This is a genomic window from Micromonospora sp. CA-263727 (assembly GCF_050942455.1).
GTDB lineage: Bacteria > Actinomycetota > Actinomycetes > Mycobacteriales > Micromonosporaceae > Micromonospora.
In genome coordinates this window covers 5409089-5421020 of sequence record NZ_CP192031.1, presented here as the reverse complement: position 1 = coordinate 5421020, position 11932 = coordinate 5409089, and the positions used below count along the sequence as shown (strand labels likewise).

Annotated in this window: 9 protein-coding genes and 1 pseudogene; 4 read left to right on the top strand and 6 right to left on the bottom strand. The window is 75.1% G+C overall.

Annotated elements, in window-relative coordinates:
* Window positions 1–55 precede the first annotated feature (55 nt).
* From ACQPYA_RS23615 to ACQPYA_RS23605, 3 genes and pseudogenes are all read right to left on the bottom strand, one after another.
* Window positions 56–1597: pseudogene (locus ACQPYA_RS23615) on the bottom strand (WG repeat-containing protein); the annotation flags it as partial.
* Between the two features lie 47 nt (window positions 1598–1644).
* Entirely contained in the window at window positions 1645–4530 is a 2886-nt protein-coding gene (locus ACQPYA_RS23610) for a hypothetical protein (protein WP_433529276.1), read from the bottom strand.
* Between the two features lie 433 nt (window positions 4531–4963).
* Complete coding sequence (locus ACQPYA_RS23605) at window positions 4964–5524, bottom strand: helix-turn-helix domain-containing protein (RefSeq protein WP_433529275.1); 561 nt, start codon at window positions 5522–5524, stop codon at window positions 4964–4966.
* Between the two features lie 66 nt (window positions 5525–5590).
* Here ACQPYA_RS23605 and ACQPYA_RS23600 point away from each other — a divergent pair, with 66 nt between their 5' ends.
* Both ACQPYA_RS23600 and ACQPYA_RS23595 read left to right on the top strand, forming a co-directional pair.
* Entirely contained in the window at window positions 5591–6346 is a 756-nt protein-coding gene (locus ACQPYA_RS23600; RefSeq protein WP_433529274.1) for an AzlC family ABC transporter permease, read from the top strand.
* The gene (locus ACQPYA_RS23595; protein WP_433529273.1) at window positions 6346–6654 is read left to right on the top strand and encodes an AzlD domain-containing protein; all 309 of its coding nucleotides are present in this window, start codon (window positions 6346–6348) and stop codon (window positions 6652–6654) included. The genes ACQPYA_RS23600 and ACQPYA_RS23595 overlap by 1 nt, the downstream gene beginning before the upstream one ends.
* Before the next feature lie 4 nt (window positions 6655–6658).
* Here the strand turns inward: ACQPYA_RS23595 and ACQPYA_RS23590 are convergent, their stop codons facing one another.
* From ACQPYA_RS23590 to nadA, 3 genes are all read right to left on the bottom strand, one after another.
* On the bottom strand, window positions 6659–7264 hold the full coding sequence (locus tag ACQPYA_RS23590; RefSeq protein ID WP_433529272.1) for a DUF3043 domain-containing protein: 606 nt from the start codon (window positions 7262–7264) through the stop codon (window positions 6659–6661).
* A gap of 84 nt (window positions 7265–7348) precedes the next feature.
* On the bottom strand, window positions 7349–8704 hold the full coding sequence (gene murA, locus ACQPYA_RS23585) for a UDP-N-acetylglucosamine 1-carboxyvinyltransferase (RefSeq protein ID WP_433533585.1): 1356 nt from the start codon (window positions 8702–8704) through the stop codon (window positions 7349–7351).
* Window positions 8705–8927: 223 nt separating this feature from the next.
* Window positions 8928–10103 (bottom strand): quinolinate synthase NadA, encoded by a 1176-nt coding sequence (gene nadA / locus ACQPYA_RS23580; protein WP_433529271.1) that lies wholly within the window; start codon window positions 10101–10103, stop codon window positions 8928–8930.
* 68 nt (window positions 10104–10171) lie between these two features.
* Between nadA and ACQPYA_RS23575 the strand changes: the two genes are divergently transcribed.
* Entirely contained in the window at window positions 10172–11311 is a 1140-nt protein-coding gene (locus ACQPYA_RS23575; RefSeq protein WP_433529270.1) for a glycerate kinase family protein, read from the top strand.
* A 205-nt stretch (window positions 11312–11516) separates the two neighbouring features.
* Window positions 11517–11885, top strand: a complete 369-nt coding sequence (erpA, locus tag ACQPYA_RS23570; RefSeq protein ID WP_013735179.1) for an iron-sulfur cluster insertion protein ErpA — start codon at window positions 11517–11519, stop codon at window positions 11883–11885.
* Window positions 11886–11932: the final 47 nt, after the last annotated feature.

Below are 11932 nucleotides of genomic sequence, written 5' to 3'. Positions count from 1 at the left end.
ATGTGATCTGGCCGGCGGGCACCGTGGCGGCTCCGGCGGGCACTCTTGCGGCGCTTCAGAGCACCGGGTTGGCGTCCGCCAGCAGCGCCTCGATCTCCACGACGACCTCGGCCGGGTTGCGGAACACCGGGTCGATCAGCGGCCCGCCCCGCCGGTCGAGCGCGCCCCAGCGGCCCGCGCCGTTGGTCGCCAGGAAGGCCACCGGGTGGATGAGCAGCGCCGGGTGCGCCGGTGCGACGATCACCTGGCCGGTACGGTCCACCACGCCCTTGCGACCGGCCAGGTCGACCACGGCCAGCCCCTCCTCGGTGAAGCCGTCGACGTAGCGGCCGTCGGCGAGCGCGGTGTGGAAACCGTGGTAGCGGGTGGGCACCACGATCCGGCCGGTCCGGTCGACGGCGCCCCAGCCCTCCCGGCGGACCGCCGCCACACCCCGGCAGAACGGCCGCACGTCGCCGAAGCCGGGCGGCACGACCACCTCACCGGCGGTGTCGACGGCGAGCCAGCCACTCTCGTCGCGTACCACCCAGGCCAGCCCGTCGGAGAACGGCCGGGCCGCCAGGAAAGTCGGCCCGATCCGGGTCTCGCCGGCCAGGTCGATCAGGGACCACCGGTCGGTCTGTGGCCCGCGTACCCAGGCCAGACCGTCCCGGAACGGCTGCGCCTCGGCGTACCGGGCCGGCACCACCATGTCGCCCTCGGCGTCCGCGTAGCCCCACAGACCCTGACCACCGTCGCGGGCCGGCACCGGGCTCCGGTCACGCTCCAGGATCTCGTCCCAACCGCGTGGGTACGGCCCGAAGTCGCCCGCCTCGGCCCGGGCGGCGATCGCGTCCAGCCCGACCCGGACCCGGTCCAGCAGTTCGGCGTCGCCCTCGCCGCGCAGGTCGAGGGCTCGCTCGAAGTGGTGGCAGGCCTCGATCAGCCGGCCCTGGTCGTAGCAGCAGCGGGCGGCATGCTCGTGCAGGGCGGCCCGCAGCCGGTCAGGCAACTCGGCCGAGTTGGCCTCCGCGAACAGCCGGTCCGCCTCGGCGAACTCGCCGCGCCAGCGCAGCACGTGCGCCAGCCGTGCCTGGGCCAGCGCGGCGCGTCGAAGCTCCCCGGTCGCCTCGGCGTAGGTCAGCGCCATCCGGCCGTCGGCCAGTGCGTCGTCGAGGTCGCCGAGGACCCGCGAGGCCACCGCCCGCAGGCTCAGCAGCCGGGCCCGGGACCGGTTGTCGAGGGCCGTCGCGAGCTTGTCGGTGAGCCGGTCCCGGACGGTCCGCAGTTCCTCCGGGTCGTCCACGACCTCACGCAGGCTGGTCGGGTCGAGACGCCAGCGGTACGTCGCCAACACCTGCTCGGGATCGGCCGGCGGCTCGGGTACCGGATCGGCGTCGTCCGCCATCCCGGACGCCGACTCGTCGCCGGCCGGCGTCATGGCCTCGCCCTCCGGTGTGGACGGGCTGGCGCCGGCGGGCGGCTCGGATGGGGGCGGGTCGGCGTGCGGCGCGGGAGGGCTCGGGTCGGCGGGCGGAGCGGAGACGGGCGGCGCGGTGTCGGCAGCCGGCGGTCCCGACATCGGGGACGGGGAGACCGGTGGTGCGGAGACGGGCGGTGCCGGCGGAGCGGAGATGGGTGTCGCCGGCGGTATGAAGATCGGCGTCACGGCGGCCTGCGGCGCCGGGGGCGCGGAGACCGGTGTCGCCGGTGGGCCGAGCGGCGGTCCCGAAACCGGTGCCGCGAAGGCCGGCGTCGTCGGGGGGGCGGAAACGGGCGATGCCGGCGGTCCGGAGGCGGGTGACATCGGCGGTGCTGACGTCGGCCGCGCGGAGGCCGGTGGCGCTGACATCGGCGGTGCGGAAACCGGTGCCGGCGGGCCGGCGTGCGCGGAGACCGGCGCCGCCGGCTGCGCCGGTTCGGTGGCCGGGCGAGCGGGGCGGGCGGCGCGGCTGGCCCGAACCACCCCTGCGGGCCGTCGGCCTTCGGCGGAGTCGGCGTGGGCCGGACCGGCTCGGTCGGCGGCGGGACGTACCGGGTCGACTGGTGGGCGACGGGTGCCGGCTCCGGCTCCGTTGGCCGTGGCGTCGCCGGGCGGTGGCCCACGTTGGGCGGTGCGGGCGGGAACCCGGCCGCGTGGTCACCGGCGGGTGCGGGCGGGAATCCGGCCGCGTGGTCACCGGCGGCCGGGGCATCCGGAGCACCGGCTGGACCACCGGCCCGGCGGTGCGACGGCCCTGCCGGCGGGCTCAGCGGTGGCTGCTCGGCGGCCGGTCGGGCGGCCCAGGCCGGGGACTCCGACGCCGGTCCCGGCGTGGCCGGTGCCGAGACGGGCCGCTGGCCGGGTGGTGCCGAGGTCGGCCGCTGGCTGGGCGGTGCCGAGGTGGGTCGCTGGCCGGGTGGCGGGGAGGTGGGTGGTGCGGAGGTGGGTCGGCGAGTGGGGGGCGTGGGGGCGGGCCGATGGGGCGGCGGTGGGCTGCTGGGCTGCTGGGCGGGTACGGCGGAGACGGGCCGGTGGGTGGGCGGTGCGGAGACGGGCCGGGCGGTGGGTGGCGGAGCGGGGGGTGGCCCGGCAGCGACCGAGGGCGTCGGGACCGGTGGCGGTGTGGCCACGAGCGGTTGGTCGTGCAGGGGCGCGGGCCGGACCTGGTGCTCGTGCAGCGGAGCCGGACGGACCTCGTCCTGACGCAGCGGTGCCGGCCGCACCGTGTCCCCGGCCGGTAGCCGGTCGATACCGGGTGCGGTGGGGCGGTCCCGGTGCGGGCCGGGACTGTCGGGCCGATCCTGGTCGGGGCGTGCGGTGGGGCGCCGGTCCCGGCCCGGGGCGGGGATGTCGGTCCGGTCCCGGGCCGCGGCCGGGGGGCGGTCCCGGTAGGGATTGGTGACGTCGGGCCGGTCCTGCTCCGGCGCGGGCGCGGCCGGCCGGGCCCGCCCGGCGGCGGGCGAGACCGGCCGGTCGTGCGCCGGGGCGGGGGAGACGGGTCGGGCCGGCGGAACCGGTGGGTCGGGGACCACCGACAGGTGCGGCCGGCCGGGGCGGGCGGTGTCGCGGTCGGGCGCGGGCGAGATTGGACGGTCGAGGTCGGGTCGCTGCGCGGCCGGCCGGTCGGCCGGGAACCGCCCCGGTCCGGGTACGTCCGGTGGGGCGGCCCGCCGCCGGTCGTCGCGGCGCGGGGCGTCGGCCTCGGGCGGTGCGGTGGGTCGCTGGTACTCGCGGTGGTCCCGCCCGCTGCCCGGACGCAGCGGGCCCGGCTCCGGCCAGGGCAGCTCACCGCGCGGCGGCGCGTACGCCTGCGGATCGAGGGGCGATGCCGGCTCGGGGCGATCCCGCTCGGGCGACCAGTCGGGGCGGTCCCACTCGTCGCGGGGCCCACCCGAGCGGATTGGCTCGTCGTCAACGTAGCCGTCCGGGTACGGGGCGCCGTCCGGGTCGCCGAGGCTGAAATCGTCCTGGTAACCGTCCACCACGGGGCCCTCGTCGAACGAGGGCTGGCCGGGATGGCGGCTCCACTGGTAGCGGGGACGCCGGGAGTTGTCGTCGGCGGACCGGCGGTCGGGACCATCGACCGGCCGCTGCCCGGCCGCGGGCCGGCGCGGCTCCTGGCCGGTATCCGGCAGCCGACCGGGTTCCGGCCGACCGGCCGGCGAGACCGGGGTGCCGCGGAACCGGTGCTGGTCGCGGTCGGTCGGCTCGGACCGCTGGGGTCGCTGGGCGTAGCGGTCCGCGCCGCGTTGCCCGCGTTCGGGGTCGCGTCGATCGCGCCGGTCCGGGTCACGTTGCTCGCGCGGATCCGGGTCACGCCGGCCGGAATCCCGCCGGTCCGGTCCGCGCCGGTCGGGGCCGCGCCGAGCGGAGTCATGCCAGTCGGGGTCATACCGGTCGGGGTCACGCCGAGCGGAGTCACGCCGGTCGGGGTCATACCGGTCGGAGTCGCGCCGGTCGGAGTCATACCGATCGGGCTCGCGTCGGTCGGGGTCGCGTCGGTCGGAGTCATACCGATCGGGCTCGCGTCGGTCGGGGTCACGCCGATCAGAGTCGCGCCAGTCGGGCTCGCGCCGGTCGCGCCGGTCCGGAGCACGTCGGTCCGGGTCGCGTCGGGTGGGGACGCCATTCCCACCCTGCGGGCCGAAGTCGGACCAGGTGACCCCGTCGCCGCTCCGTCCCGGCTCGGCGTGACGCGACCGCCGGCCCTCGGCGCGGGGCTGCTCCGATCGCGGCCCGGGGTACGACGACCGGTCGTGCCCCCGCGCACCGTTGGCAGCGTCGTGACGCCGCGGGTCGGGCGCCTCGTTCCGGCCCGGCCAGCCGTCCGGTTCGTCGGCCCAGGACTTGCCCACGTACGTGCCGTCGGGCCGGGTCGGTGCCAGCGGGGGCACTTCGGCCCGTCCGACGGCGCTCGCCCGGCCCCGGGCGGGCGGCGGCTGGTGGTCGATGCCGATGTCGCCCGGATAGCGCTGGCCAGGAAACTGCGGTTGCCACTCGCTGGTCGGCTCGCCGGCCCAGGACGGCTCGGCGGGATCGTGCCACCGGTCGGCGTAGCCGCGACTCATCCGCCGGACCCGTCGCTGCCGCCGGAACGTCGCTGGCAGGCGGCGCCGGCCGCGACACGGAGGCCCCGGACCCGCCCGGCGGAGGCGACGGCACCGGACGATCCGGACCGGGCCGCGGTACGGCGCCGGCTCGGGGTCCGCCCGCTCACGGCCGCGCCCCGGTGGTCGGCTCGCGTCCGCTCGCTCACGGCGATGTCACCTCGTTGGAAATGGTCGCGCTGGGCACCCCCGGGAACCGGCAAAGTCGCTCGTCCCGGCACCGAATGGCTGCGAAAGGAGGGTAGCGGCGCGGGCTCGGTCACCGCCACTGTGGCAGGCCTCGCCGACCCCAAACGTTATCCTATTGATCCGGACATTTAGGACTTTGGTTGGATCGGACTTCCGAGGATACTCCACCCATCGTCAGCCGGCGGTCGCCACGCTCGTGGCCGGGTCAGGGGTGTTCCATGACCAGTACGGCGAAGGTGCCCGGTTCGAGGGCCTCGTAGTGGTGCGGCGCGTCACCGGGAAAGGTGGCGTAGTCCCCGGGGCCGAGTTCCACCTGGTCGTGCTCGGGGCCGCAGCGTAGTCGCCCGGAGCCCACCACCACGTGCTCGACGCTGCGTGGGGTGTGCGGGTCGGCGGCGCGTACCCGGCCCGGCTCCAGCTCGATCAGGTAGACGTCCCGGCGGGCGTGCGCGGCGCCGGCGCTGAGCAGCGTGCCGCTGAAGTCGGCGTGCTCGGAGCGGATCCGTGGGCCGTCGCCGGCCCGGATCACGCGCACGCTGGTCGCCGGCGGCTCGACCAGGCGGCTGAACGGCACGTCGAGCGCCACCCCCAGCGCCCACAGTGTCTCCACGCTCGGGTTGCCCGCGCCGGATTCGAGCTGGGACAGGGTCGACTTGGCGATTCCGGCCCGGCGGGCGAGCTCGGTCAGGGAGATGCCGACCCGTTGGCGCTCGTACCGCAGCGCGGCGGCGATGGCGGCCAGCGGGGGAGTGGGATCCGGGGACATCGTTCGCTCCGTCGGTCATGCTGTTCTATTTGACGAACGGCAGGGGCCTGTTCATCATGATGGACCATGCGTACGCCAGAACGAACGCCGGGGGCGGCAATGATCCGCGACGTCGCCGCCATCGGCGCGGCGATGGTGGCCGTCGGCGCCTCGTTCGGCGCGGTGGCCGTCGCCGCCGGGCTGCCCGGCTGGGCGGCCGTCGTCATGTCCGTGCTGGTCTACGCCGGTGGCGCCCAGTTCATGGCGGTCGGCCTGGTGGCCGCCGGCAGCCCGCTGGCCGCCGTCCTCGCCGGGCTGCTGCTCAACGCCCGGCACCTGCCCTTCGGGCTGACCCTCGGCGACACGATCGGCCGCCGGCTTCGGCACCGCCTGCTCGGCAGTCACCTGATGACCGACGAGACGACCGCCTTCACCCTGGCCCGGCCGCCCGGCGCCGTGCGGCGACGGGCGTTCTGGCTCGCCGGCACCCTGCTCTTCCTGGCCTGGAACGCCGGCACCGTGCTCGGCGTGCTCGCCGGTGGAGTGGCCGGCGATCCGGCCGCGCTCGGGCTGGACGCCGCGTTCCCGGCCGGCCTGATCGCCCTGCTGCTGCCCACCCTGCGGGACCGGGAGACCCGGCAGGTGGCGCTGGCCGGCGCCGTGCTGGCGGTGCTGACCACGCCGTTGCTGCCGGCCGGCCTGCCGGTGCTGCTCGCGCTGGCCGGTCCGGCGCTGCTGGCCGCCCGACAGCTCCGGCGGCCGGCTCCGCAGACGGGTACGCCGCCGGCCAGCGAACCGCCGGTCGGGGCCGACGTGGTGCCGGCCGGCCGGAAGGAGACGTGATGCTGATCGCGGTGATCGTGGCGCTGGCCGTCGGGACGTACGGCTTCCGGGTCGCCGGGGTGCTGCTGCGCGACCGGCTCGACCTGCCGGCGTGGGCGCGGCGGTTGCTGCCGATCGGTGCGGCGGCCCTGCTGGCGGCGCTGGCGGCCACCGCGGCGCTGACCGAGGCCGGTGGGTTCGCCGGCTGGGCCCGGCCAGCCGGGGTGCTGGTGGGGGTGCTGCTGGCGTGGCGGCGGGCGCCGTTCGTGCTCGTGGTCCTCGCCGCCGCCGGCACCGCGGCGCTGTTGCGCCTGCTCGGCGTGCCCTGACGGGTCAGACCGGATCGCCGATGGCGACCCGGGGCTGCGGGGTGCGGAGCTTCCGGAAGGTGATCGCCCGCATGATCGCGTAGAGGTAGAGCGACCCCATCCGCTGGCCGGTGTTCGGGAAGCGTTCCCGGACCAGCCTCTTGATCTTCCGCGAGATGAGCACCGAGTCGATCACCACGCCGATCGCCAACGCGCCCCAGAGCAGGTTGGAGGCCAGCCGGATCACCGGGGGCATCGCCTGGTTGGAGCCGATCAGCACGACCAGCGCGCCGCCGAAGAACCAGGTGCCGACGGTACGCCGGGAGTCGACCACGTTCCGCGCCAGCAGCCGCTCCGGACCCCGGTCACGGGGGCCACCCTCACGCCGGAACTCGGCCGCCGCCTCGGCACGCCGTTCCCGCCGCAGCGCCTTGGCCTCCTCCTTGGTCAGCGGCTTGGTCGAGCCGGCCGGCCGGCGGCCGGTGGCGGGCCGCTTGGGGGTCTCCCGCCCCTTGGCCGGGGTGTAGCCACGCGGATGGGCGGCCTCGGCCGCCTCCTCCTCGGCCGGGGTTACCGGCTGGGTGGCGGGATCGGCGAGGTCGGCGGACTTGCGACGAAACAGCGACGGCACGCGGCAAGGGTAGCCAACACCACGCGTCCGGTGCACATCGCGGGTGCACCGGACGCCAGCGGGTGGGCGTGACCGTGGCCGGGACTACGGCCGTTCGACGTGCGCGCCGAGGTCGGCGAGCTTCGCCTCGAAGTCCTCGTAGCCACGGTTGATCAGGTCGACGCCGTACACCCGGGAGGTGCCCTCGGCGGCCAGCGCGGCGATCAGGTGGCTGAAGCCGGCCCGCAGGTCGGGGATGACCAGGTCGGCGGCGTGCAGCTTGCTCGGCCCGGCGATCACCGCCGAGTGCTTGAAGTTGCGCCGGCCGAAGCGGCACGGGGTGCCGCCCAGGCAGTCCCGGTAGACCTGGATGTTCGCGCCCATCGTGTTGAGCGCCTCGGTGTAACCCAGCCGCTGCTCGTACACCGTCTCGTGGACGATCGACAGGCCACGCGCCTGGGTCAACGCGACGACCAGCGGCTGCTGCCAGTCGGTCATGAAGCCCGGGTGCACGTCGGTCTCCAGGGCGGTGGCCTGCAACTCGCCGCCCGGATGCCAGAACCGGATGCCGCCCTCCTGGCCCGGGTGGCCCAGCCGCGGCGGCCGGGTGTCGGTCACCTCGTACTCGCCGCCAACCGAGCGGAAGACGTTGAGGAAGGTCATCATGTCGGCCTGCTCGGCGCCGAGCACCTCGACGTGGCCGCGGGTGGCCAGCGCCGCCGCGGCCCAGCTGGCCGCCTCGATCCGGTCCGGGATCGGCCGGTGGGTGTAGCCGTGCAGCTTCGGTACGCCCTGGATCTCGATCACCCGGTCGGTGTGCACCTTGATGATCGCGCCCATCTTCTGCAGGACACAGATCAGGTCGATGATCTCCGGCTCCACGGCGGCGTTGCGCAGCTCGGTGACGCCCTCGGCCATCACCGCGGTGAGCAGCACCTGCTCGGTCGCGCCCACGCTCGGGTAGGGCAGCGAGAACTTGGTGCCGTGCAGCCCGTTCGGCGCGGAGAGGTGCAGCCCCTCGGGGGTCTTGTCGACCGTGGCGCCGAACTCCCGCAGCGCCTGCAGGTGGAAGTCGATCGGCCGGGGCCCGATGTGGCAGCCGCCCAGGTCCGGGATGAAGGCGTGGCCGAGGCGGTGCAGCAGCGGCCCGCAGAAGAGGATCGGGATCCGGCTGGACCCGGCGTGCACGTTGATCTGGTCGGTGCTGGCGCTCTCCACGTTCGCCGGGTCGAAGACCAGCTCGCCGTCCTCGTCGCCGTCGGTGACCTTGACACCGTGCAGTCCGAGCAGGCCCCGGACCACCTCCACGTCACGGATCCTCGGTACGTCGTACAGCCGGCTCGGGCTGTCGCCCAGCAGCGCGGCGACCATCGCCTTGGAAACCAGGTTCTTCGCGCCGCGCACCCGGATCCGCCCTTGCAGCGGGGTGCCTCCGTGTACGACCAGGACGTCGTCGGTCAACGCAACCTCCAGCGCGTGCGTGCTGCCGTTCGGATGTGGGGACACCACCGGGTCGCTACCCCGGAAGCGGTCGCGTCCAAACGCCACGCCCGCGTGTGTCGTCGCCCGGCAGCATAGCCCTCCGTGATGAGAATGGATCCGGTCACACCGCCTTGGAGGGCATTTATCGGTGATCCGGCACTTTCGTGTACCACTGGTGTTACCGAGGGTAGTGGCCCCGTGGTTACGCGCCGGGCAGCGCGAGCATCTGGTCCAGCGCCACCCGGGCGTGGTGCGCGGTGTCCGGGTCGACGGTGATCTGGTTGACCACCCGGCCGGCGGCCAGCTCCTCCAGCGCCCACACCAGGTGCGGCAGGTCGATCCGGTTCATCGTCGAGCAGTAGCAGACCGCGCGGTCCAGGAACATGACCTGCTTGTCCGGGTGGGCCAGCGCGAGCCGGCGAACCAGGTTCAGTTCGGTGCCGACCGCCCACGCCGAGCCGGCCGGTGCCGCGTCGATGGTGCGGATGATGTACTCCGTCGAGCCCACCAGGTCGGCGGCGTTGACCACCTCGTGCCGGCACTCGGGGTGTACCAGCACGTTCACCCCCGGCACCCGCTCGCGGACGTCGTTCACGCTCTCCAGGGTGAACCGGCCGTGCACCGAGCAGTGCCCGCGCCAGAGGATCATCCGCGCGTCACGCAGCCGCTCCGGAGTCAGCCCGCCACCGGGCTTGTGCGGGTCGTAGAGCACGCAGTCGTCCAGCGAGAAGCCCATCTCCAGCACCGCCGTGTTGCGGCCCAGGTGCTGGTCGGGCAGGAAGAGCACCTTCTCACCCTGCTGGTACGCCCACTCCAGGGCCCGCTTCGCGTTCGACGAGGTGCAGACCACCCCGCCGTTACGCCCGACGAAGCCCTTGATGTCCGCCGAGGAGTTCATGTAGGTCACCGGGACGGTCCGCTCGGCGACACCCAGCTCGGTGAGCACGTCCCAGGCGTTCTCGACCTGTGACAGCACGGCCATGTCCGCCATCGAGCAGCCGGCCGCCAGGTCGGGCAGGATCACCCGCTGCGCGTCGGAGGTGAGGATGTCGGCGCTCTCGGCCATGAAATGCACACCGCAGAAGACGATGAACTCCGCGCCGGGCCGGGCGGCGGCCTCGCGGGCGAGCTTGAACGAGTCGCCGGTCACGTCGGCGAACTGGATCACCTCGTCGCGCTGGTAGTGGTGGCCGAGCACGAAGACCCGGTCGCCCAGCGCGGCCTTGGCCGCGGTCGCCCGGGCCACCAGGTCGGGGTCGCTCGGCGCCGGCAGGTCACCCGGACACTCCACGCCACGTTCGGTGGCGGGGTCGCTGCCGCGGCCGAGGAGCAGCAGCGCAGTGGCGGTGTTGGAGGGCTCAACCCAGGTCGACGTCACGCACTCCATGCTCCCACAGCGTGATCGGCCTGCCGCCCCTGCCGGTGTGGGCTGCCACACTGCCAGGCATGCGCGTACTGCTCTGCCCGGACAAGTTCGCCGGCACGCTGCCGGCCCCCGAGGTGGCCGCCGCGGTGGCCGACGGCTGGCGGGAGGTCGCACCCGGCGACGACCTGCTGGTCAGGCCGCTGGCCGACGGCGGGCCCGGGTTCCTCGACGTGCTCGCCGAGGCGCTGCCCGGCCGGCGGGCGCCGGTGTCGACCCTCGACCCGCTGGGCCGCCCGGCCGCCGGTGAGATGCTGCTCACCGACGGCGGCGCGACCGCCTGGCTGGAGAGCGCGCAGGCGTGCGGGCTGCACCTGCTCGACGCCGCCGAGCGGGACCCGAAGGCCACCACCTCGTACGGGCTGGGGCTGTTGATCGCCGCCGCGGTCGAGGCCGGCGCCCGTACGGTGATCGTCGGGCTGGGTGGTTCGGCGACCAACGACGGCGGCGCGGGGATGCTCACCGCGCTCGGCGCCGTCCCGCTGGACGACACCGGGACGGCCCTGCCCTACGGCGGTGCCGCGCTCGCCGCCGCGGCCACGCTCGACGGCGCCCCCCGGCTGCGCGACGCCCGGCTGGTCGCCGCCACCGACGTCGACAATCCGCTGCTCGGGCTGCACGGGGCGAGCAACGTCTTCGGGCCGCAGAAGGGCGCGGACCGGGCCGACGTGCTGCTGCTCGACGCCGCGCTCGGGCGCTGGGCCGAGGTGCTGGAGCGGGATCTGCCGGAATGCCCCGCCGGACTGGGCGCGCTGCCGGGCGGGGGCGCGGCCGGTGGCACCGGTGCCGCGCTGCTGGCCCTCGGTGGCCGGTGCGAGTCGGGAATCGGCCTGGTCAGCCAGGCCATCGGGCTGGAAACCGTGCTCGACGAGGTCGACCTGGTGGTCACCGGGGAGGGGAAGTTCGACCACCAGTCGCTGCGCGGCAAGGTGGTCGCCGGAGTGGCCGGCGCGGCCCGGGACCGGGGCGTACCCTGCGTGGTGCTCGCCGGCCAGGTGAGCACCGGGCGGCGGGAGGCGGCATCGGTCGGGGTGACCGACGCGTACAGCCTGGTGGAACACTTCGGCGGTGAGGAGCGCGGCGGCCTGGCCGCCGCCCTGGACCGGCCGGCGGAGGGGCTGCGGGCGCTCGGCGCCCGGCTGGCCCGGCAGTGGAGCCGCTGACGCCGCCGCAGGCCGCTGCTCGCGGCGCACGGACCGCGCTGCTGCCGGTGCCGGGGCGGAGGCCGCCGGAGTGGCTGGTCACGTCGCCGGGTGAGCCGGCCGTGGGCGGCATACAATCGGAAATTGGACCACTGTGGGAATCGCTGACCGGCGGCTGACGTTGGCCAGGTGAGACCACACCGAACGCGCGCAGGGAGAATTCCACGTGACCACGCCAGCGCAGACCGAGTCGACCGAGGCCAAGGCCCCCACGTCCGTCGTCCTCACCGACGTCGCGGCGCAGAAGGTCAAGGCCCTGATCGAGCAGGAGGGCCGCGACGACCTGCGGCTCCGGGTCGCCGTGCAGCCGGGCGGCTGCTCCGGCCTGCGGTACCAGCTCTTCTTCGACGAGCGTTCGCTCGACGGTGACGTCGTCACCGACTACGACGGCGTCGAGGTCGTCGTCGACCGGATGAGCGCCCCCTACCTGGCCGGCGCCACCATCGACTTCGCCGACCGGATCGACGCCCAGGGCTTCACCATCGACAACCCCAACGCGGGCAACTCCTGCGCCTGCGGCGACTCCTTCAGCTGAACCGGCCTGCACGGCGACGGGACGGCGGGACGGCCTCACGGCCGTCC

Excerpts from the sequence above, each read along its gene's own strand:
- ACQPYA_RS23575 (WP_433529270.1), top strand. The coding sequence starts at position 10,172 with ATGCGCGTACTGCTCTGCCCGGACAAGTTCGCCGGCACGCTGCCGGCC.
- ACQPYA_RS23595 (WP_433529273.1), top strand. The coding sequence starts at position 6,346 with ATGCTGATCGCGGTGATCGTGGCGCTGGCCGTCGGGACGTACGGCTTC.
- ACQPYA_RS23605 (WP_433529275.1), bottom strand. The coding sequence starts at position 5,524 with ATGTCCCCGGATCCCACTCCCCCGCTGGCCGCCATCGCCGCCGCGCTG.
- ACQPYA_RS23600 (WP_433529274.1), top strand. The coding sequence starts at position 5,591 with ATGCGTACGCCAGAACGAACGCCGGGGGCGGCAATGATCCGCGACGTC.
- ACQPYA_RS23610 (WP_433529276.1), bottom strand. The coding sequence starts at position 4,530 with ATGAGTCGCGGCTACGCCGACCGGTGGCACGATCCCGCCGAGCCGTCC.